20 protein-coding genes are annotated in these 22,264 nt (G+C 45.5%); 8 read left to right on the top strand and 12 right to left on the bottom strand.

The genetic code is table 11. The annotated features are described in order from the left end of the window. The first annotated feature begins 17 nt into the window (after positions 1-17). On the top strand, positions 18-401 hold the full coding sequence (locus ACX0G9_RS29355; protein WP_459068556.1) for a response regulator: 384 nt from the start codon (positions 18-20) through the stop codon (positions 399-401). Between the two features lie 242 nt (positions 402-643). On the opposite strand, the gene ACX0G9_RS29350 is transcribed toward ACX0G9_RS29355, so the two are convergent. After that, complete coding sequence (locus ACX0G9_RS29350; protein ID WP_459068555.1) at positions 644-3,802, bottom strand: TonB-dependent receptor; 3,159 nt, start codon at positions 3,800-3,802, stop codon at positions 644-646. A gap of 310 nt (positions 3,803-4,112) precedes the next feature. Between ACX0G9_RS29350 and ACX0G9_RS29345 the strand changes: the two genes are divergently transcribed. Both ACX0G9_RS29345 and ACX0G9_RS29340 read left to right on the top strand, forming a co-directional pair. Further along, positions 4,113-7,805, top strand: a complete 3,693-nt coding sequence (locus tag ACX0G9_RS29345; protein ID WP_459068554.1) for a histidine kinase — start codon at positions 4,113-4,115, stop codon at positions 7,803-7,805. Between the two features lie 2 nt (positions 7,806-7,807). Beyond that, entirely contained in the window at positions 7,808-8,566 is a 759-nt protein-coding gene (locus tag ACX0G9_RS29340) for a LytR/AlgR family response regulator transcription factor (RefSeq protein ID WP_459068553.1), read from the top strand. On the opposite strand, the gene ACX0G9_RS29335 is transcribed toward ACX0G9_RS29340, so the two are convergent. From ACX0G9_RS29335 to ACX0G9_RS29295, 9 genes are all read right to left on the bottom strand, one after another. After that, the gene (locus ACX0G9_RS29335) at positions 8,567-9,799 is read right to left on the bottom strand and encodes a DUF1624 domain-containing protein (protein WP_459068552.1); all 1,233 of its coding nucleotides are present in this window, start codon (positions 9,797-9,799) and stop codon (positions 8,567-8,569) included. Between the two features lie 118 nt (positions 9,800-9,917). Next, positions 9,918-10,583, bottom strand: a complete 666-nt coding sequence (locus ACX0G9_RS29330; RefSeq protein ID WP_459068551.1) for a DUF4097 family beta strand repeat-containing protein — start codon at positions 10,581-10,583, stop codon at positions 9,918-9,920. Between the two features lie 78 nt (positions 10,584-10,661). Further along, the gene (locus ACX0G9_RS29325; RefSeq protein ID WP_459068550.1) at positions 10,662-11,441 is read right to left on the bottom strand and encodes a DUF4097 family beta strand repeat-containing protein; all 780 of its coding nucleotides are present in this window, start codon (positions 11,439-11,441) and stop codon (positions 10,662-10,664) included. A gap of 127 nt (positions 11,442-11,568) precedes the next feature. Beyond that, on the bottom strand, positions 11,569-12,381 hold the full coding sequence (locus tag ACX0G9_RS29320) for a HEAT repeat domain-containing protein (RefSeq protein ID WP_459068549.1): 813 nt from the start codon (positions 12,379-12,381) through the stop codon (positions 11,569-11,571). Beyond that, the gene (locus ACX0G9_RS29315; RefSeq protein ID WP_459068548.1) at positions 12,378-12,938 is read right to left on the bottom strand and encodes an RNA polymerase sigma factor; all 561 of its coding nucleotides are present in this window, start codon (positions 12,936-12,938) and stop codon (positions 12,378-12,380) included. The genes ACX0G9_RS29320 and ACX0G9_RS29315 overlap by 4 nt, the downstream gene beginning before the upstream one ends. Before the next feature lie 208 nt (positions 12,939-13,146). Then, positions 13,147-14,184 carry a DUF4097 family beta strand repeat-containing protein gene (locus ACX0G9_RS29310; protein WP_459068547.1) on the bottom strand — a complete coding sequence of 346 codons (1,038 nt, stop codon included), beginning with the start codon at positions 14,182-14,184 and terminating at the stop codon, positions 13,147-13,149. A gap of 148 nt (positions 14,185-14,332) precedes the next feature. Further along, positions 14,333-14,569, bottom strand: a complete 237-nt coding sequence (locus ACX0G9_RS29305) for a hypothetical protein (protein ID WP_459068546.1) — start codon at positions 14,567-14,569, stop codon at positions 14,333-14,335. A 125-nt stretch (positions 14,570-14,694) separates the two neighbouring features. After that, a complete protein-coding gene (locus ACX0G9_RS29300) occupies positions 14,695-14,892 on the bottom strand; it encodes a YqaE/Pmp3 family membrane protein (RefSeq protein WP_459068545.1) in 198 nt (65 codons plus the stop codon). A 12-nt stretch (positions 14,893-14,904) separates the two neighbouring features. Next, positions 14,905-15,264, bottom strand: coding sequence for a winged helix-turn-helix transcriptional regulator (locus ACX0G9_RS29295; protein ID WP_459068544.1), 360 nt, complete (start codon positions 15,262-15,264; stop codon positions 14,905-14,907). Positions 15,265-15,377: 113 nt separating this feature from the next. On the opposite strand from ACX0G9_RS29295, the gene ACX0G9_RS29290 reads away from it, so the two are divergent. Continuing rightward, complete coding sequence (locus ACX0G9_RS29290) at positions 15,378-16,118, top strand: SDR family NAD(P)-dependent oxidoreductase (protein WP_459068543.1); 741 nt, start codon at positions 15,378-15,380, stop codon at positions 16,116-16,118. Positions 16,119-16,150: 32 nt separating this feature from the next. On the opposite strand, the gene ACX0G9_RS29285 is transcribed toward ACX0G9_RS29290, so the two are convergent. Beyond that, the gene (locus ACX0G9_RS29285) at positions 16,151-16,492 is read right to left on the bottom strand and encodes a hypothetical protein (protein WP_459068542.1); all 342 of its coding nucleotides are present in this window, start codon (positions 16,490-16,492) and stop codon (positions 16,151-16,153) included. A gap of 173 nt (positions 16,493-16,665) precedes the next feature. Here ACX0G9_RS29285 and ACX0G9_RS29280 point away from each other — a divergent pair, with 173 nt between their 5' ends. Next, complete coding sequence (locus tag ACX0G9_RS29280) at positions 16,666-17,850, top strand: aminotransferase class V-fold PLP-dependent enzyme (RefSeq protein ID WP_459068541.1); 1,185 nt, start codon at positions 16,666-16,668, stop codon at positions 17,848-17,850. A gap of 39 nt (positions 17,851-17,889) precedes the next feature. Here ACX0G9_RS29280 and ACX0G9_RS29275 read toward each other — a convergent pair whose 3' ends face one another. Continuing rightward, positions 17,890-19,182 (bottom strand): serpin family protein, encoded by a 1,293-nt coding sequence (locus tag ACX0G9_RS29275; RefSeq protein WP_459068540.1) that lies wholly within the window; start codon positions 19,180-19,182, stop codon positions 17,890-17,892. 131 nt (positions 19,183-19,313) lie between these two features. Between ACX0G9_RS29275 and ACX0G9_RS29270 the strand changes: the two genes are divergently transcribed. The 3 genes from ACX0G9_RS29270 (at position 19,314) to ACX0G9_RS29260 (ending at position 22,223) form a co-directional block, all read left to right on the top strand. Next, complete coding sequence (locus ACX0G9_RS29270; protein WP_459068539.1) at positions 19,314-19,922, top strand: hypothetical protein; 609 nt, start codon at positions 19,314-19,316, stop codon at positions 19,920-19,922. A gap of 67 nt (positions 19,923-19,989) precedes the next feature. Next, positions 19,990-20,856 (top strand): sugar phosphate isomerase/epimerase family protein, encoded by an 867-nt coding sequence (locus ACX0G9_RS29265; protein ID WP_459068538.1) that lies wholly within the window; start codon positions 19,990-19,992, stop codon positions 20,854-20,856. Positions 20,857-20,891: 35 nt separating this feature from the next. Then, complete coding sequence (locus ACX0G9_RS29260) at positions 20,892-22,223, top strand: Gfo/Idh/MocA family protein (protein ID WP_459068537.1); 1,332 nt, start codon at positions 20,892-20,894, stop codon at positions 22,221-22,223. The last annotated feature ends 41 nt before the right edge of the window (positions 22,224-22,264 follow it).

Below are 22,264 nucleotides of genomic sequence, written 5' to 3'. Positions count from 1 at the left end.
TCCTAAAATTTAAAAAAATGGCCGGTATCAATGCTGCAAAAACAAACGTAAAAAAGATCCTGGTTATCGAAGATGAAGGGGATATGTGTCTGCTGATCGATCTTTTGCTGGATAGCAAAGAAACGGAAGTCGATTATGTAAAAACCCTGGCCGGAGCCATGGAATATCTGCAAAAAGAACAGCCTTCGTTAATTGTGCTGGATAACCGGCTTCCCGACGGGTTTGGCGTTGACTTTATCAGTTATATCAAAGCAAACCACCCGTCCGTTAAAATTGTGATGATCTCCGGAGTCGATCTGGAAGCCCAGGATGTCGCCCTTGAGATCGGCGCGGATACTTTTCTGTCGAAGCCTTTTACCAGGGCTCAGTTGCAAGGTACTATCCTGAATTTACTGAATTAGCCTCTTCAGAATTGGCCTCTTGTTTACGTGATTCCGCCAAATTGAAGTAAAAAAGGGGAATGATTCCTCTTCTTGCAATATACGCTCACAGTTGTCTTCCCGCAACTTATCGTACATTACCTTCAGATTCATCATTCCCCGACCGGATTGTCTTAGGCATGAGTCCTTCTAAAAACTTCCTTAAACAACACCGGCTAACACTAATCAGACGATACCAACGTCTACTTCTCTAAACTACCTAACTACCTGTGAACAGATTTTGATTTTCCCAATTCAATATTGAGACGGGTGAACAGAAAACGGCCATTGTATCCAAACTGGTTTGGACCAAAGAGGAACCGTCCCCTGTTGGAGGCATCCCGTCCTGAGTTATACCCTCCGGGCGTCTTGTTGGCACCGGCTACCGGATTGGCATATACGGCCTTAAGATCGTTCCGGGGGTCGACAAATATTTTGTCGGGATAAACATCGAATATATTATTTCCGCCTGCCGATAAGGTCATACCGGGGGCAAACCGGCAGGAGATCACCAGGTCGGTCGTGATCTTTGCGCTAAAGATCTGGTCGGATCCCAAGGCTATATCATTCAGATATGCACCGGTGGTTTTGTTTTTTAAACGAGGATCAATATTGTTGAGGAACTGCACTTCACCGAACCGAACGGCCCGGGCGAGGAATTCCCATTTTTTTATGGCATAACTAAAGGTGAGATTGATCTTGCTTTTGGGTTGCCCTGTTTCAATACGGCCCCGTTGCTGCCGGTCGAACAGGGTCGCGGCCAGGTCATTGGAGGGGTTGGCATTGGGATCGGTGGTGCTGGGATTATTCTTCGGGGCGTCGATCAGGGAATTGGTATGCAGCGCGCCTACCACCGTATTTTTATTAAAATTGGCGGCCAGCGATATCAATGCATTTCCGTTCCCGATCCGGAATCTGTCCGTCAGTACGATATCCACTCCTTTGGTTTCCGTATTGACGGCATTGGTCCAGAATTGCAAGGCAGAGGTGGTCGAATCGACATGGTTATCGGTCATGATCTTATTGACCAGGGGATTGCTGCGGTTAAAGGCAGTGGAAAGCACAATCCGGTCCCTGATGGAAATGAAATATCCGTCCACGGTAAAACTGAACCCTCCACCTGTTGTTCCGGAAAATCCCAGGGAATAACTGGTGGAAGTTTCCGGTTTCAATTCTTTTATACCAAACGCATCCCGAACGATGGGGTTGTAATTGTTAGCAGTGAGGGAGTTGGAAGGCTGGCCCAATACGAATTGGGTGGAAGTATTCTGAAAATACCGCTGATGCAGGGAAGGGGCGCGGAAGCCATTGCTTATGGAACCGCGAATGGAAAAATGGGAAGTCAGTTCGTACCGCCCGCTTAGTTTGCCGCTGAGGTTGTTATATGTAAATCCTTTTTCGGCATAACGCTCATAACGGGCAGCACCATCCAATAATAATTTTCCTAAAGTAAGTTCCAGATCACCATAGGCTGCATAGACCTTCCTGGTTGCCTTTACGGCATCCGCCGGTTTAAACCCGGGAAAGACCTGTGAGCCGGAAGCCGGAACAACCTTGATGGGGAAAGTCGTGTATATATCGGTTCCGGGATAAGGAGGGATAGAGTCTACGGTAGCCAGCCTGCCTCCGTTGGTATACGAATTGAGTTCGCCCTGGCTGATCCTGAATACCTCACTGCGGTATTCTCCGCCAAATGCCACATTCAGGGTTCTCAGGCCGCCATAATGGAATTTGCGGCTGAAATCGAGGTTCGCCGTATTCTGCAGGAAGGAAAGTTTACCGTCATAAAAGCTCGTTTGTACATCATCACTGGCCGGCAGACTGGAATTACCGGTATTCTTCGTATCATAACGGAAGGTGTTCTGACCGATAATATTGCTGATATCGATATCCCATTTACCGGCCTTTATATTGAACCCGGCCAGCAGGTTCCAGTCCGTGATCGTAGGCGAGATCTGAGGTAAGAACCCATCAGCATAATACTGATCACCGTTCCCCAGCACAGGCTGTTGGGATACCGAATTGGGGTTACGACTTTGCCCTGTCGCCTTTCCATCGCGGCGGGATATTCCCGCAGTAAGATAGGCATCGATCTTCCCGGATAGTTTGGCGCCGGCATTTAAAAACGTGGTCAGGCTTTGTGCATAGGAATTACCGACTACAACATTATGACGGTTATAACCCCGTTGCCTGGCGATGGCTGCATCCTGGTCCATCAGCCATTTCTGATAATCAGAATTACTGACGGCAGTGACAGGGTAAGGGTTTTTGGGAAATGCTCCTGCATTACCGAGATAGACCAGCGGGCTGTTATCCTCACCGCTACGGTTGGTGCTGAATCTTCTTAACCATTGCCCGCTGATATTGAGATATGAACCATTGCTTTTTGCGAATCCTCCGCTAAAGTCCAACTGCTGGTTCACACCATCGTTTATCTTTGTTGCTCCGTTATTAGTGGCTCCCCCGTTATAGGGCATGCTGGTAAAATTCTGGCCAAGCATCCCGGATATATTGAATCCGTTGTAGTTCTTTTTTAATACCACGTTGATCACTCCTGCAATGGCATCAGAGCCATATTGAGCAGCCGCCCCGTCCCGCAGGATTTCGATACGATCGATGGCCGAAGCGGGAATGGTATTCAGGTCCGTGCCTACAGAACCCCTTCCTACAGAGTTGTTGATATTAACCAGTGCAGTGTTATGAAGACGTTTACCATTCAACAATACCAGGGTCTGGTCGGGTCCGAGATTCCGGAGACCTGCGGGATCAATGTGATCTGTGCCATCCGATATGGTTTGACGGGCAGACTGAAAGGAAGGGACGGTATAGGTAAGCATCTGGGATATATCTTCCTGGGCAAATGGTTTGATCTCCCTGGTCCTGATCACATCTACCGGATTAGGCGTGGATAATTTGCTTCTTATCTCCCTTGACCGCGAACCTACGACGGTCACATCATTCATCCCGGTAATTTCCGTGGAGGCAAAGTTTTGCTCTGTGGTGGTCCCGGCATCTATCCTTACGGTCATCATTTGCGGCGCCTGCCCTACAAAGGTTACTATAAGTGTATATTCTCCGGGAAGAAGAGTAAGTGAATAACGGCCTTCACCATCGGTGACCGTGCCCATCCTTTTTCCTTTCACCGTGACTGAAGCACCGGCCAGTGGATTTCCGGCACCGTCCTTTATTATTCCTTTTACGGTTCCGGGTACATCTTTAGCGGGTACATCTTTACCGGGTACATCTTTACCGGGGAGACTTGTTCCTCCCGCCTTGGAAGGTGGAAGAGGTTGGGCGGAAGCTTTCTGGACGGATAGTAAAAATATGGCCAGCAGCGTGCAAATCAGGATAAAGCCCAGGAGGGCATAGTTGATCTTTCTCATAATCGTTTACTTGTTTTAAAGGACAGGTTCATTTTAGGGGTGCTAAGGTAGACCCAGGCAGGATTGGTTACAGACGCTCTTTTCCAACCGGCCTTGTTTTTTTCCCGACCGGTGTGACGGAAATGAAGGGACGAAAAAATAGTTTGCCGGAAAATGCCGTGATCGGGCGGTATTGGTTTATTAAAGGCGGGTTTGAGTTTCCAAATGGCATGCTCCCTGAGCAAACAGGGGCCGGAAGGTCCGGTATATCGGGAACGTAAGTAACTTTAAATCGTAACTTTAATCAAAACCCATCTGAAAAGTTGCATTCATGAACCTGGCTAAACTGTTTTTTCCGGCGCTGCTGACATCCGTGATCCAACTGATTGGTTGCGAAGGTCTTTTGGCACAGGATATCAACGAAAGCAATTTTACACTCTATACGAAACAGCAGGGTCTTTCCCACAATAACGTAACCGGTATGGTCCAGGATTCAACCGGTTATTTCTGGATCACTACTTCTTCGGGGTTGAACCGGTTCAATGGCAGTTGTTTTGTTCAATACCACAGCAGTAATGACAATCTATCCCTTCCCTCGGAACAACTGAACGGAGTCGTCTGGCTGAACAGACAACGGCTGGCGACCTATGGAGACGGTTTGCATATTATCGATACCCGAACCGGCGAAACAAGAAACCTTTTTGTACCTTACTCCGATAAACAATACCAGTATAAATTCAACTGGGTCGTATCTGTAACCGGCAATGAACAAGGGGATATTTTTCTGCTTACCCGTTCAGGGTTCTATCAATTCGATAAAAACTACCGCCTGGTCTTTCGTTATGATCATTATACAAAGGAAGAAGTAGCTACCTCCACCTTCGGTTTTGGAAGAAACCAGTTTTGGCTGGATAAAAATACACTTGTCCTTGCTTCCATTGCAGGGATCTATGTATACCTGATCGACAGGCACGAATATAAAAAGATGACAACTGCGGACTGTCCGTTATTGAGAGAAATCCTGGATTATCCAAAAAAAGATTGCGAGTTCTTTCAACAAAGGCCCGGCTGCTTTTTTTTGATGAACCCGGATGCCGACAGTCTGGTTTATCTCGATGTGGCCCGGCAGAAAAGGACAGTGACACGTTTGCCCTTTCATTCGGTAAGGGAGCAGTTCGATTACCGGTCAGAATTGTCAGCCATTAATGATTCGCTGCTTTATATTACCGGGAATTTATCCGGATTTTATAAAATGAGGCTTCATCCGGAATCCGGTCAACTTGAATTTTTGCCAAAAAAGTATTTCCCCTTTTATTATTGCCGCCACCTTTTACAGGACCGGGATCAAAATTTATGGGTGGCTACCAATAAAGGGCTGTTCAGCCAGGATAACAGCCAACCCTATGTACAAATAGTTCCCGTTCCTTCACAACTGGAAGCACTTTACCCTGGTATCGTTGTCGATGATATTGCCATAGCCGGAGATAAGTTGTTTGCGGCTTCCCGGAAAAATGGCGGCCTGCTGGTCTTTGACAGGGCAAACCTGAATTTCATCCGGAGAATCGGTTTCAAAAAATACGGGAACAGTGCCGATAATGTATATTCCGTTGTCGCAGCCAATGACTCTATCTTATTTATCGGGACGAACGGCCCGCTGTTCCGCCTGAACACGAGGACCAATGCACTGGCTGTTGTGGAACTGGATAAATGGAATAAAGGGGATTGGATCTCGTATCTCTGGAAAGACAAGACGGGAAATATTTGGGTCGCCTCAGAAAATATGTATAGATACGAGGCAGCAACGGGCCATTTTTCTATAGTGCCGACAAAGCAGGGGCTGTTTGAAAAAATAGAAGGAGCGAGTAATCTTGGGGAGGATCTGTCCGGAAATATATGGATAGCAGGTCATGGATTGGTGCGCTATAATATCCGTTACCATACATTCGACCGGCTGATCGATTCTTTTCCTTATATCAAGATCCCTGACAGGCAGGTAAATACGTTTGTCATAGATCCACAAAACAATATCTGGCTCAATAGTAATAATAACGGATTGATCTGTTATCGCCAGGAAACGGGAACCTTTCTTCATTTCACCCGGGATAACGGACTGCCCGATAATAATATCGCCTCCCTGATCGTCGTGAGAAACAAACTATGGATCGCCTCCTATTCAGGTATTGCCTGTCTCGATCTGCAGACCTTCCGCATCTCCAGTTTTGAAAAAGAGGATGGTTTTCCCGATCAGCCGATTGTCAACGGTTCAAAATTTTATTTTGATTCGGCCAACAATAAATTATTGATCGGGTTCACCAATACGCTGGTTCAGTTCGATCCCGGGATAATTTTTCAGAAAAGACAGGCCCCCCAGCTATTCTTTGAATATCTTACAACCGGTAACCAGCAAAAATTTTGTTTTCCAAAAGACAATATCACGACTTCCTGGCGTAATAATGGAATTACCATAAGTATCGGCAGCATAAATTTTTTCACCGGTAACAGTCAACGGTTTTCCTATCGCCTGGTAAAGGAGGATAGTACTCCCTGGCAGCAATTGGGTACCCAGAATACCTTCAGCGTTTCCAGTCTGGCCCCGGGCCGGCACAAAATCCAGGTAAAATTATTCTCCCTGAATAATAGGTGGCCGGAACAAATAAAGGAGATGGGTATCACCATTTTCCCTCCTTTCTGGAAACAAACCTGGTTTGTCGCCGTGTTCCTGTTGTTGCTGCTGATCACTGTTTACCTGGTACTGATCTGGAGGATCCGGCATATCCGGATAAAAGAACGGGCAAAAACGCATATACAGGAACTAAAAGCAGAAGATTATAAAAGCCAGTTCGAACTGGAGCAGATCAGTAATTATTTTTCTTCCTCGCTGGCCAGTAAAAAAAATGTGGACCAGGTATTATGGGATGTAATGCGGAACCTTATCAGCCGGATGAATTATGAAGACTGTATCATCTATCTGTGGAATGAGGACAGGACCAGGATGATCCAAAAAGCTGCTCATGGCCCAAAAGGAAACCCCAATGTCATCTATTCACAGCAATTCGATGTATTGCCCGGGCAGGGTTTGGTTGGGCATGTAATGCAAACCCGGGAACCCCTGCTGGTTGCCGATACGCGGAAAGATCCCCGCTACAGGGTCGATGATATGAACCGGTTAAGCGAGGTATGCGTACCCATTATTCATAACAATGAACTGATCGGCGTTATCGATTCGGAACACCATTGTGTGAATTATTTCAGGGAAAGGGATATTCAGATCCTGACCACCATTGCCACTCTTGTCGGAAATAAGATCAGTCAACTGGAGTCCGAGCAATCGCTCGAATTAAAACAGAAGGAAATCGCGGTGATCAACCAGCAACTGGCTGAAGCCCAATTGTCAGCTTTACAAACTCAAATGAATCCGCATTTTATCTTTAATTCTCTCAATAGTATTAAAGGAATGATCCTGGATAATGAACAACAAAAGGCGTCCAGATACCTGAGCAAGTTTGCACACATGATCAGGATCACTCTCAACCAATCCAAAGAGGTCTTTACTACGTTGTATGAAAATATCGAACACGTTGAAAGTTACCTGGTTATGGAAAAATTACGGTTTGACGATTCATTTTCCTTTAAGATCACCGTGGACGATCTTATCGACAAAGAGGAGATCCTTATCCCTACGCTTATGATACAGCCATTGGCAGAAAATGCCATCTGGCATGGTCTGATGCCCAAAAAAGGAAAGAAGAATCTTTCGATCCGTTTTTCCAGGACGGGCGGCGCCATTTCCTGTATCATCGAGGATAACGGAATAGGGGTTAAGGCTTCGGAACAAATGAAACAATTGAACCGGCCTTTACACCGGTCGGTAGGACTTAATAATCTTCGTAACCGTATCAAGATCCTGAATGAAAAATATGATACCGGTTGCACGCTTACCCTGATGGATCTGGATGAGGGTCAAAAAGAACATACGGGTACCCGCGCCGTCTTACGTTTTAATATCATCATAACTAAACCTTGAATATGCGAGCAATCCTTGTTGACGACGAACCTGACGGTATCCGGACCTTAAAAAGACTGCTGGAGTTAAATTGCCCGGAGGTGGAAATTGCCGGATCCTGTTCCAATGCGCATACCGCCAAACAAATGCTGGAGGACCTGAAACCGGATGTGATCTTTCTGGATGTCCGGATGCCCGGCAAAAGCGGGCTGGATATGTTGTCGGAATTAGATAATAAAGATTTTGAAGTAATCTTTGTTACGGCACATAATGAGTATATGCTTCAGGCCATGCAGTTCAGCGCTGTTGATTACCTGATGAAGCCGGTGGATGAGGACCGGCTGGTGGAAGCGGTTCAAAGGCTGGGTAAAAGAGTTGACCAGGCCAGGCAGGGCGGACAGGCTGAGGTACTGCTTCATAATATCAATAAAGCGGGCTCTCCCCTGGAAATGAGACTTTGTCTTCCTACCCAGAAAGGGTTTACGATCGTTAAGCTGGAGGAGATCATCTTTTGTGAAGCACAACGGAGTTATACACTTTTCCGTCTTATAAATAACAAGTCGATTCTTATCTCAAAACCCTTGTTCGATTACGACCGGTTATTGACCGATACCATTTTCTTCCGTGTTCATAAGTCATTTCTCATTAATCTTCTTCACGTAAAGGAATATATGCGGGGAGAAGGCGGCACAGTTATTATGAGTAACGGAATGGAAATTGAAGTCAGCCGCAGGAAAAAAGAGAAATTTATGGTTAAGGTGAAAGAGTATTTTAAGGGATGATTATAAATAACTCAGCCACCATTTTTTGGACTGGTTCGCCCTTTTATAGCGATCGAACCATTTAGAACAGGGATAAAGGAAAAGAACCACCCCGATCCAGACCAGGTATACGATGACCAGGGAATATCCATATCCCTTCAATTCCGTCACCTGGTTCACCCGCCCCGGTAAAAAGATCATCGCCGACCCGGAATAACCCTGCCACATTACGCCAATGATGGCAATACTGTGTATCAGGTATATATGAGCCAGGTAATAGAACATGGGAACTCTTCCGAATACCTGGACCCTTGCCGTCCAGGTGGTTTTTATTTTTTCCGTAATAGCCAGGAACAATAAGGCCGGCCCCAGGGTCATCAGCGTATATAGAAGGGAAGGCGGATATTTGGTGGTATTCAAAAAGGATAACAGGCTAAAAACGCCGCTTTTTTGGATGGACCAATGTGCCGCATCTCCATAGATATTCGCTGAACGTAAAACAACAAACAAGGCTATGGCCCCGAAACCCAGGATAATCAGGGTTCCCCTTCGCTGCTCAGCGTCATAGGCCGGAGTATACATTCTGCCAAAATAATATCCGGTGGCCATGATGCCGATCCAGGGTAGAATCGGGTAACGGATGAGTACTTTAATATTCCCGATAACAAACTCTCCCGGATCATGTAAAAAGCCCCAAAGGATGGATGATAAACCGGTCCCGGGCACATGCACATTGTCCAGGAGATTGTGCCCTGCAATTAAAAGAACGCCGGTTAACAGAATCAGCCGGACAGGCAAGTAAACCATTGCCGACAGGGTGATCATGCAGATGCCAATGGCCCAGATCACCTGTAAATTAAATATCGGATAGGTAGGATTGAAGGTCCAGCCAAGCGTGACGATAAATAGCTCTGCCAATACGAGCCATAGTCCCCTGGTAAAAAGGAAGAAAGATAATTGTTTTTTTGTTTTGGTGGCTCCGTACAGATGTGCGGAGATGCCGGCCAGGAAGACGAATATAGGAGCGCAATAATGGGTGATCCACCTGGTGAAAAAAAGCGGCACGCTGGTATGTTCCATATCTGTCGGAGAATAAAGGAAGGCGCTTCCGGAAAAATAATCGCGCACATGGTCCAGGGCCATGATGATCATTACCGTGCCCCTCAAAAGATCTATTGATTCGACGCGGGGGCTTTTTTTTGTTCTTGGTGCGGGTTTCCTGGCAGGGGCGCTTACAATCCTAAGGGTTGACATAATCGGGGCTGCATTTATCTGCAAAAATTGTAAATACGCCGGGCTATCCTGGCGCATTTTGCGCAACGGCGGGAATTATTTTCCGAATGGCGGACCTCAGACTATTGAAGGTTGTTGCCTATCCTGCTTTCCGCAGGAATATATTCCCACTGATCGTTTTCAGATCGATTGGTTTACCCCCGCCTCCGTTCAACCTGGTTACCATAGAGGGGGTTCCGCCGCCACCCCGTTTTATTTTTCCGCTTTCTGTCTGGAAGTCAAGATCGGAATACATATTTCCGGTGATAGTATTAAGTTTCAGATCGGCTTTCCGTTCGGGGGAAACAGCCAGGTCGATAAAACCGCTGATCGTGTGGGCCCTGATCCCGGCAATGGTTCCTGTTATGGTGACATTGCCATTTATCGTTTCAATGGAAATGTCAGCATTTTCAGGAATGAAGACATCGTGGAAGATCTCACTCTGGCAACAGTTACAATTATTGTCTCCATTCCGGCTACCCCTGACTTTATCATAATCCAGTTTGGCCGATATATTGATATTATCATCCGATTCCCCAAAGGTCATTTTGTAATCTTCATTATTCTTATTCTCATTGACATTGATCGAACTCTTTATATAGACTTCGTTCTTTTTCCAGGTAATGATCCGAATGGAATCCGAAATCTGGAAGTTCATGGAAATAAGTTTTTTTCCGGTATAGTCCATATGTTTCTCTATGATCTTTTGTGCAGTTAAGGATAGTATCCCGATGCAGCATAATGTTATCAATAGTATGTTTTTCATATACAGGTTTTTACAGTTGATGTATTATTATCTCTGATGTATTATTATCTCTGATGTATTATTATCGTTGATATATTATTAACCTTTTCTCAGGTAAATGCTTCCGCTGATCGTATGGATCCGCAGGTCTGCGCCGCCCCCATTCAATTGATTGCGAACGGAAGAGCCTCCGACTTTTTTAAGTTGTTTGTTGTCGGCGGGAAATTCAAAATCGGAATACATATTCCCGCTGAGGGTGCTCATCTCCAGGTCGAACGAAGCCCTGGCAGGAACGGTAACATCTATCTCCCCGCTGACAGAAGTTATAGAAACAGGCTTATCCTTGTTCAGTTCGCTGAAGGCTACGTCGACATTACCATTGATCGTTGAAATGACCAGCGGACCGGTCACATTCTTCAGTTTTATGGAATGGCATCCGCTGAATTCCACTTCATTTTTCATATTCAGAACAGTAGTCTCCCCGGATTTTGGGCATTCTCTTTTTATGACCAGGGAATAATTTTCCGGAACCCTTATTTTGTAATCTGCATGCTGGGTCAGGGCAAGCAAACAATGAAGGGTGATCTGATTACCATTCTTTTCCATAGAAATGCCTAAACCTGTATTATCGTTGCCGCCCGGGAAAATCGGTTTTAATCCTTTGGCCCGGTCAGGAGTTTCCCTGAAATTGCCTGAACTGCAGGTTATGAGAATCTCATTTCCACTATAACCTTCCACCGGCAGATCTCCGGTAAAACCATCCAGCGTTAGTTTGCCTTCTTTCGAGTTGTCGGCCTGGATCTTAAAATCCTGGGCCTGCAATAATGTTGTGGTACATGCCATGACAAGGCAAAGTAGGGTGGCCTTTATTTTTTTCATATTTATTTATTTATCTATTTATTTTGGGGTGTTAAAATTTATCATCTATATATTACTGGTATAGGTATATTACTGTTACAGGCAGTTATAAAATGTGCAGGTAGGCTATGGCAATTAATCCCGGATCTTAGATTGTTCTCAATCCTTTTTGCGCTACTTCTTTTACTTCCTGCAATGTTTTTTTATTGGAAAGGATCTCCCGGATCGGACCAATGGCCTTGGATTCTTTTTTTTCAGCCAGGATATTGATCAATACTACCTGGATGATCGGCTCTGTTTGTTTTTTCAGGGATTCTACCAGCGAATCGCGCACGGCCTGTCTATCGGAAAACCTGGCGAGGGAATAAAGCGAGGCCAGGCGGACGTTTACATTTTTATCATGATCCAGGGTATTCAGCAGTGCCTCGATGACCTTCTGATCGGGATTGGCGATCTCCTCGGCATAACTCACCGCCCTGATCCGCTGCGTGGCCGATTCATCACTGAGCAGGGAAAAGAGCAGCACTTCTTTCATCTCCTTTACTTCTTTTCTAAGCTCTACGATCTGTTCCGGGGCAGCGTTACCCCCCGGGGATTTCAACAAGGTTCCGATCCAGACTCCGCCCAGCAAAATAATGAGGACAGCCGCTACTTTCCATACGGGAGAGACCCAGGCTATATTTATTTTGGCCTGTAATTTTAGCTCAGCCTGTAACATATCCCGGAAGTTTTCCCGTAAAACCTGGCTGGGTTCTTTTGGTAAATCCTTGTCCATTAACTGCCCTAATTGGATCATTTCTTCCAATTCCCGGTTACATTTTTCACAGGTTAAAAGGTGCGTTCTTATTTCATCCAGGGATTCAGGGGAAATCTTATTGATAGAATCATCCAGGGAAAAAGAACGACCTTCAAAATGGTCAAGATAGTCAGGTAAAAGCGGCTCGATTTCTTTACAGGTCATGATAATCCCTCCTCTTGTGCTTGTTTGAAATAAAGGGCCTTCAGTTGTTTGATGGCTCTGTGTACCTGAACCTTTATGGCCGAAACCGATATACCCCTGATCTTTGAAATTTCCTCATATTTTAGTCCCTGGTACCTGCATAGCAACAGGATTTCGCGTTGTTCAGGTTGTAACCGGGCCAGGGACAGTTCCAATTGTTCGAAGTGTTCTTCGCCGTAGGTTTGATAGTTTCCGGACACTCCCCGGTCATATCTTTCCGCGAGTTTGAACCGGTCCGGCATTCTTTTTTCCTGTTTGTAATGATCGGTATGTATATTCCTGGCCATACCATATATCCAGGATTTAAAACTGCCATTCCCATCCTGAAAACTCTGCCTGTATTTTAGGATCCGGTAGAACAGATTCTGTGTAAGATCCTCGCTTACAGCTTTATCAAAGGTCATTTTCAGGAAAAAATTGTACAATTTAACGTGGTACCGGTTAAATAACTCTGTCAGTTCGGACAATTGTCCGCTCTTCACCAGCTGCATTATTTTTTCGTCGGAAAGTTCAGGCACCAGTTTGAATTGGGTTGTTCGATTTGGTTCTATATGGATTACGTCTGTTTGGATCTATATGGATTACTCCGTTATGGTAAAAAGGTTACCGAAAAAAGGAAATAAAACTAAAGAAAAGCCGCCCTGTAAATAAATACGGGGCGGCTGTCAGTTAAATTACAAAAACCATAAACTATTGACCGTACAATAAACTATTGACCGTACTATTTTAGTTAAAGGAAAGGATTAATTTTCCGCCCTGTGCATCGACGGTAACCGGTATCCCACCACCATTCAAGGTTCCCTCGATCTTGCTTTTTTCCACGGTACCGCTGAATTTTTCTAATTTACCGGCCTTTATATTGCCGAATAATTTTAAGTCGAGTCCTTTATCCTTAGGAATGGTCAGACTGATATGGCCGCCGGAATTCCTGAGTTTTACATAACTGCCCAGCTCTTTTATTTCTGCATCTATATGTCCTCCGCTGGTAGAAGCATCCAGGCTGCAGGAAAGATCCCGTAAGGTGATACTGCCGCCCGAAGTATGCGTCGAAAGTTCTCCGCCAATTGTACCGCCATGAACACTTCCGCCGCTTGTGGTTGCCGTTATGGTTCCTTTCAGGTCATCCAGGGTCAGTGATCCTCCGGAGGTTTCCAACTGAATGGTTCCAGTGCAATTGGCCGCGGAAATGCTTCCGCCGCTGGTGCCCAGGTCAATATTATCCCGGGAATTTTTTATATGAATACTTCCTCCCGAAGTCCTGCCTTTGATCTTTCCGCTTAAATCCTCCACATGCAGGCTTCCGCCGCTGGTCCTGAAATCCTGCGTCCCAGAAAGGCTATTTAGGGAAATACTTCCACCGCTGGTGGAGAGATTGGTAGATACATTCCGGGGAACAAGGATATTAAAAGAAATGGATAAAGACCTTTTCCAATCTATATCGTCGCCCCTTGGTTTGGCTTTAACGGTAAGTTGGTTATCGGATAAAGTAATCGTCAATTCATAATTCTCATCCATCCTTTTCTGAATTTCCTCTTTCGACAGACCCATAAGTCTACCATTTCCAGACTGTACAAATACTTCTACTTTTATATCAACGCCATCCGATCCGGTAACGTGGACGCTTCCTCCGGATGTCTCAGCCAGCACCTGTTTTACCTGCGCTTTATCAAAAGTCTTAACCAGGAATGGGGTTTTGGTTTCGAATTGCGCCTGGCTTCCAAGTACTGCGAAGGAAAAAAGGAAAAAGAGGATAAGTTTTTTCATTTGGTTTTATTTTTTCTGATTAAATTTTTCTGATTGACAGCATCTTAGGACCGATCGGGAATAACGGAATATTAGGACTGATCGGGAATAGCAGAATCTGAACGCATGACCGGCATTCTTTGAAGAATCTTTTGGCCGGTTTGCCCTATTAACCTCCAGTCTGGCCATTGGTCGTATTCCGAAGATTGGTGAGGATATCCACAGAATACTGAATATGCGGATTATCCTGCAACAATTCCTGTAATTCCTGCAATTCATTCGGAGATGCGTCACCTTCCAGTTTCCGGGCGATTAATCGCCAGATACGGTACTGATCTTTTTTTGGTTGTTCATTATCCTGCATAGAACGATACGTGCTGATTGGTTTGTGTCTATTGAGATGCATGTCCATGACACTAAAGACGCGGGGTAGTGATCGATTGTTGCATCTGCAATACCTCTTTTTCCGTTTTTTTTAATTTCCGATAAAAGGCTGTAAAACAGTCGACTAGGAGGATATGGGCCGGATGGTCAACGATTTTTCATACTTCTGACGATACGGCTGGTCCTTCTTTCTGCTCTTTTGTTCTGAAGGTCTACGACGGCCCATATAGCTGCCGGTAACCAGCCGATCAAGGTGAGTTGAAGGATCAGGCATACCACGAAACTTAAGATCTTCCCTCTAAGCAAAAAGGAAACACATGGAAGAAGTATGGCGAGTAATAACATAAAACAAGGTTTTTAAATGGATTGTATTTTACTTTTGTGCATATTGCCCCATTCTGAAATGATCTTCATCATCGGCCGGGTCGACAAACCCAGTGGGGTCAATTCATATTCCACCCGTGGCGGTACTTCAGCGTATACGATCCGCCGGACAAGTCCGTCTTTTTCCATTTCCCGCAGTTGAGCTACGAGCATACGCTCGGATATATTGGGTAAGGATTTTCTAAGCTCGCTGTAACGCATCTTCCCCATCAGCAATTGGGCAATGATATTGGCTTTCCATCTTCCCCCCAATACCAATAACGTATGTGACATGCCGCAATAATCGCGCAGCACTTTTTCATTCATGGCATTGGTAGAGCTCGTCTTTCTCATTTCTTACTTTTTTGTTAGTACCTGATAACTTTAGCAGTACCCACAAATGTATCCAGGATCGGCTAGTTTTGAAAAACTTTTTTAGCACAATCACCAAATAAAAATAATACAACATGAAACGTTTAGCAGGTAAAGTAGCTCTGATCACAGGAGGAAGCCGCGGAATCGGTGCCGCTATCGCCAAACGCCTGGCAAAGGAAGGCGCAGTTATAGCCCTGACCTTTGTAAGCGCTCCCGAAAAAGCAAAAGCCGTTGTAACAGCTATTGAAAAGGAGGGTGGCAGGGCCCTCGCTATTTCAGCCGATAACACAGATCCCGATGCTGTTGTAAAAGCGGTGCGCCAAACAGTAAAGACTTTTGGCCATATAGATATCCTGGTCAATAATGCCGGCATTTATATAACCACGCCGTTGGAAGAGTTAACGCCGGAAGAATTTGACCGGGCGATAGCGGTTAATGTAAAAGCTGTTTTTTTCGCCTCCGCAGAAGCATCCCGGCATATGACGCCGGGCGGAAGGGTTATTACTATTGGCAGTAATATGGCAGACAGGGTAGTTGGCCCCGGAGGAACTCTTTATGCTCTGAGCAAATCGGCATTAAGCGGTTTCACACGGGGGCTTGCCCGTGATCTGGGACCCAAAGGTATTACCGTTAACCTGGTACAGCCCGGCCCCATCGATACGGATATGAATCCGGCTAATACCCCGCTGGCCGATTTTCTTAAAGGGTTTATGATCATTCCCGAATATGGAAGCGGGGAGGATATTGCCGGAATGGTAGCCTTCCTGGCAAGTGAAGAAGGGAAATATATGACAGGGTCGACAGTTACCCTGGATGGAGGGTTTAATGCATAGGGGGCGGATATAGGTTATACCTTAGTTTCTGATTACTTTCTGACCTTTTCCATTTTGGTAGGATGGCTTAATTTATAATCCAGGGTAGATTCATTGATGCCTGCACTTTTGTTGATATAACCTTTTTTATAGCTTTTGACCCTTGCTTCGAATTGAAGGATCTCGCCTTCCCGAAGATGGCCTAATTTTCCAAAGCCTTTGGTGAGATTGAACCACAAATGGTCGCATATAAAGAGCCCTTCACTGTTGCGGATCTCTGTTAAGAGGATCGTTTCGGTGGAGGGGCCTCTGAAATTAGTCTTTTTCCCATACTTTGAAAAAACGCCTCTGAACACACCCCTCTCCATTTCCGTCTTTTTTAATTCGGTTCTCATTCGGTTGTCCTTTGTTATCTTTTGTTAGCCTTGTTATTCTTCTTGTCCTTGGTATTCTTGGTATTCCTGTTGCCCTTGTTATTCTTTGTATCCTTGTTAGACTTTGTATTCTTTGTTTATAGTTGTTTTCCGTGAAGACAAAGATAAACCGGAATAATCTATAATTTTAAGGCATGCAATTACCTACTTTACGCTCGAAGTTCCTGCTGAATCCAGATATTACTTATCTGAATTTTGGTTCTTTCGGAGCTTGTCCAAAACCGGTTTTCGAGGATTATCAGAAATGGCAGCGCGAACTGGAATACGAGCCCGTCCAGTTTATGGGCGTTAACGGATTACGTTATCTGAAACAATCCAGGGAGGCCCTATCCGCTTATATACATTGTGATCCCGATGATGTCGTTTATGTTACGAATCCCTCATATGGTATTAATATCATCGCCAAAAGCCTGCAATTGGCACCCGGCGATGAAATACTCGCCACCGATCTGGAATATGGCGCCTGCGACAGGACCTGGAACTATTATTGTCATAAGAGCGGAGCAAAATACGTGAGACAGCGGATCAACCTGCCCATTGTTTCCAGGGAAAAATTGATCGAAGATTTTTTTAAAGGGGTCAGCAATAAAACCAGGGCTATTTTTATCAGCCAGATTACCAGTGCAACAGCTCTGATTTTACCGGTAAAAGAGATCTGTGCCATCGCCAAAGAAAAAGGGCTGCTCACCATTGTAGATGGAGCACATGCACCCGGTCATGTTCCTGTCGATCTATCTTCCCTGCAGGCAGATATCTATACAGGCGCTTGTCATAAATGGATGCTTACCCCAAAAGGCTGTTCTTTCCTATACGTTAACAAGGACATGCAATCCCTGTTCGATCCCTTGCTGATCAGCTGGGGGTATAATAGTGTTTCCCCCTCCAACTCCCGGTTCCTGGATTATCACCAGGGGCAGGGAACCCGCGATTTTTCCGCTTTCTTAACGGTACCCAAGGCCATTTCGTTCCTTCGGGAAAATAACTGGGAGATGGTTGCAGCATCCTGCCGGGAACTGGTTCAACAGCATGCCCTGCGTTTTTGCGGTTTATTGGGTACGGAGCCGCATTGTCCCATAAATAATGATTTTTTGGGCCAGATGTTCGCAGTTCCCCTTCCTGGGCTTATTAGCCCTGAACCGGAAAAATTGCAGCGCCATCTTTTTGAAAATTATAAAATAGAGGTGCCTGTCATGCGACAGGATAGCAGGCTCTTTCTCCGGTTCTCCATCAATGCCTTTAATGGTCCGGAAGATCTGGATATCTTATATTCAGCACTACAGGATATTGGCGCAACGACTTCTTATCTGAAAACAATTTGATTGTTTAACCGGAAGGATCCTGAGAGGTAAAGGTGAAAATTACTGAGATGGATCATTGATCAACCCGGTAAACAATATGGTGCCGCTGGTTTTTTCCTGAATGACATAGAGAAACGGATGATCCAGTTTGATGGAAAGAGGCATGGATGCCATAGTCCCCATGCCGATCACAGTGGCGGCAGCTGCTACGGTCCCTTCCTCATTGGTTTCGATGAAGGTCTTATGTATAGCCTGGGTGATCATTACCGGACTGTTGTACATTCCCGAAAAATCTGCATGGTCTCCAAAAGCAATACTCATTCCCATCAGTGACAGAGCAGGTTTCATATCGCCGATGGAATAACTGTATTTGAATTTCGGCAGATAGAGGTCCATGGTATAAGACGTGGACCCGTTCTGCCAGTATTGAAATGAGGCAGCATTCAGGCCGGACAGTATATCCGTTGCCGTTAAACCGCTATTCGGGAGTAAAATAGACATGGTAAAGTTGCCCCCTCCATAAGGTAACTGTATCATTTGCAGGGAATCGTTCCGGAAATATCCAAGCGGGGTTTGATGCAAATACATAAAAGGCGTGGTAACCGAAGAATTACCGGTCCGGTAAAAAGCGGCATCCTTTGTTGCATTCCTGTCAAAGGGATATTGCCATGTGCCTTTAAAATAAACCGCATTGATCAGAAACAGCAGGTCGTTTGCATTAATCTTGTCCAGTATTTTTGGGATCTTTTGTTGGGTACCTGTTGAAACCCAATCATTAATGGTTTTTACGGAGGCGGGGTCCGAGAAATTCAGCTCCTGAACGGTAGCTGCATAGTCTTTTTTGGTAATATCCAAAAAGCCTGGTAAGGGCTGCATACCTTGCCGGTACCAAATGGAATTGGCAATGGATATTTCAACCTTATTATCTGAAAACGGCAATTGCTGCAGCAAAGCCTGGCAGGTATTATTCAGGTCATCGGGTGTTAAATTTTTCAACCTTAGAGCCTCCTTCATGGAATCCTGCGTGGCATTGGCGGCTCCATTAAAGGCCATGCTCAGGGTAAGATAAATACTAAACGGAGAAATCAGTTTGTTGGAGGACCTGTTATTATCGGTCTGCTGGTTTGCCCGGAAGAAATCGAAGGCGAATTGTTGGCCGGCCTGTATGACAGCAGGCCCTGTGGCAGGCAGGACAATATCTTTGGCGATATCTTTTTCCGGACCATTGGATTTTTTGCAGGAAAGGGAAAACGCAAAAGGGCAACTAAGGGCTGCCACTAAAACGAATCGGGAGAAGGTAAAGGCTGACCTTAACCTGAATAATTTGAAAAGGATAGTTTGATATCGGGGCATAGCAATTTAATTTAATACTCTTTGACGCCGGTTTCTGACCGATCGTTGCATGGGTGCTGCGGATTTTGGTGTAAGCAGCGGTTTTACAATAAACATTGCTTATTTTCGTTTTCGTTGATTATACCGATTATATGACTAAAAAATTTACGTATTTCTGTCTTTTCCTTGTTGTTTTAGCCTTTGCCTCCTGTAAAAAGGATAACAGCACCTCCAACAATCCCAATGGTAATCTGCTGGGAGACTGGAGCCTGGTATCCATGCATTTAAAAACCTTGGCCACGACACAATATGCAGCAGGGGGATCGACTTTGAAGACTGTGACAGCTTCCGATTATACTACTGAAAATAATATCGGTTATATTACGATAACGGCTGATTCGATCAAGGGGATCGGGATCGGATATTCTGCAACCATTAATGCCAGGGGCGCTAATTTCGTCAATGGCGTATTTACCGATTCCATTGGGCAGTCAATACCTGTAGTCGTTCCGGCTACTAACAGCGGATCAAAATATCAATCGATCGGATCAGATTCTTTATATATGACCGCAGGTGGCCTGCTGAGTGTTCCTGGTTCGGCAGCGCAGCCAACCCAGGGTCAGGGTTATAAATATACCATCAGCGGCAGTACATTGACAATGACCACTCAAATCAATCAGAATTCATCAAGTTCCCAGGGCGGTATTCTTGTCACTCTCAACGAACAGGCGACAGCGGTCGTGACCCTGCAAAAGAAATAGGAGATTGGCAAACATATATTTTCCCGTACCATTATTTTGTGTAAATTAACGGGATAATACGAATGCTATGTCCACACGTCGTCAGTTTCTAAAGCAAGCTTCTCTCGCCACCACAGGTTTGGTGATCGGTAAATCGGATTGGTTTAAAAAGAAAAAAGAGGTCGGACTTCAGCTCTATACCCTTCGGGATGAGGTGAAAAAGGATCTGAAGGCTACGATCGCCAGGGTCGCACAGATCGGCTATAACAATGTGGAAACATTCGGCTATAGTGCCGGAAAATATTTCGGTCTTTCCACGGCGGAATTTGCCGCTATTTTTGCTCAAAACCATCTCAAAACACCCAGCGGACATTATTCCCTGCCGGATTACCTCAGCAAGGGCGATATGGATGACCTGAAAAAGACGGTTGAAGATTCCCGCGCCTTATCCCATCATTATTTTACCGTTCCTTATTTGCCCGAAAATTTACGGACAGGTCTGGATAGTTATAAAGAGTTGGCCGATAAGCTGAATAAAGCCGGAGAGGTAGCTAAGGATGCCGGCATGAAACTGGCCTATCATAATCATAATTTTGAATTCAATGACTGGGGCGGCGGCCAGACAGGTTATGCGACCTTGCTGAAACAGACCGATCCTCAATTGGTACATTTTGAAATGGATATCTTCTGGGTATCCAAGGCCGGAGTAGATCCTATTGCCTTGATAAAGGCCAATCCCGGCCGTTTTCCTATGTGGCATGTGAAGGATATGGATAATTCTCCGGAAAAGACCTTCACCGAGGTGGGAACAGGGGTTATCAATTATAAAGAAATATTTAATTTCAAAGAGACTTCCGGCATGAAATACTTTTTTGTGGAACAGGATCAGATCAAAATCGATCCTTATGTAAGTATCACCAAGAGCCTGGAATATATCAGAGGTATTATCCTTTAAGGACTCCGGTCTGCTATTTTTTATATTCATTTATCATGAGTAACCGTCGTTCATTTTTACAGCAAAGTTCAGCTCTGGCAGGAGGCGCGATCCTGCTTTCCGCGTTTGACAACAACCCCTTTTCGCGATGGGGCAGGAGCCTGGCTCCCTCTGACCGGATCAATATAGGCGCCATCGGCATCAATGGGATGGGGTGGGCTGATCTGACCGCTGCGTTGAAGATCCCCGGAGTCAATGTCGTAGCCCTCTGCGATGTAGACAAAAATGTGCTGGACAAAAGAATGCATGAGCTGGCCAAAATGAAGGTGGATACCGCTAAAGTCAAAACATACAGCGATTACCGGAAATTACTCGAACAAAAAGATATTGACGCCGTGATCATCGGCACTCCCGATCACTGGCATGCCCTGATCATGGTTGCCGCCTGCCAGGCAGGAAAGGATGTATATGTGGAAAAGCCGGTAGGCAATTCCATAGGAGAATGCCGGACCATGGTAGCGGCACAGCAAAAATATAACCGGGTAGTGCAGGCAGGTCAATGGCAGCGGAGCCAGCAGCATTTTAAGGATGCCGTGGATTTCGTTCAATCCGGCCAATTAGGGAATATCCGTACCGTAAAAGTATGGTGTTACCAGGGTTGGATGAAGCCCGGACCGGTCGTTCCAGACTCGGCACCTCCTGCAGGAGTGGATTTCGATAGCTGGCTTGGACCTGCACCCCAGCGCAGTTTTAATTCGAGCCGTTTTCATTTTAATTTTCGCTGGTTCTGGGATTATGCAGGCGGTCTCATGACAGATTGGGGCGTTCATCTGCTGGATTACGGTTTGCTGGGAATGAAGGCAACCGTTCCGAAATCCATTGCCGCCCTGGGAGGCAAATTCGCTTATCCTGATCTTTATGAAGAAACGCCGGATACCCTGACTACCCTCTACGAATTCGACGGATTCAACCTGGTCTGGGACCATGCGATGGGGATCGATAACGGATCTTATGGACGGGATCATGGGATTGCTTATATCGGAAATAATGGAACCCTTGTCCTGAGCCGCGGCGGATGGGAAGTGATCGAAGAGCACCAGAGCAAAAATAAGGTAAGTAAGCCCTTTGTCAAGTCTTCCGATAACGGTCTGGACCTGCATATGGTAAACTTTATAGACGTGGTCCGCTCCCGTAAATTGGAAAATCTCCACTGTTCCATCCAGGCCGGAGCTCATGTCGCGACAGTTGCCCAAATGGGGAATATCAGCCAGCGCAGCGGGCAGCGCCTGATCTGGGACCAAACGGCAGAAAAATTCACCGACGATAAGATCAACAGCGAATACCTGATGAAACAATACAGGAGCGGTTACCAATTGCCGGTTCTCTAAGTTTCCTGGTTCCCTAAGTTTGGGTGGTTCAGGCCACAGGG

The organism is Flavitalea flava (genome assembly GCF_054461575.1).
The sequence above is the reverse complement of the archived record's forward strand: the minus strand, read 5'-3'. Positions and strand labels throughout refer to the sequence as shown.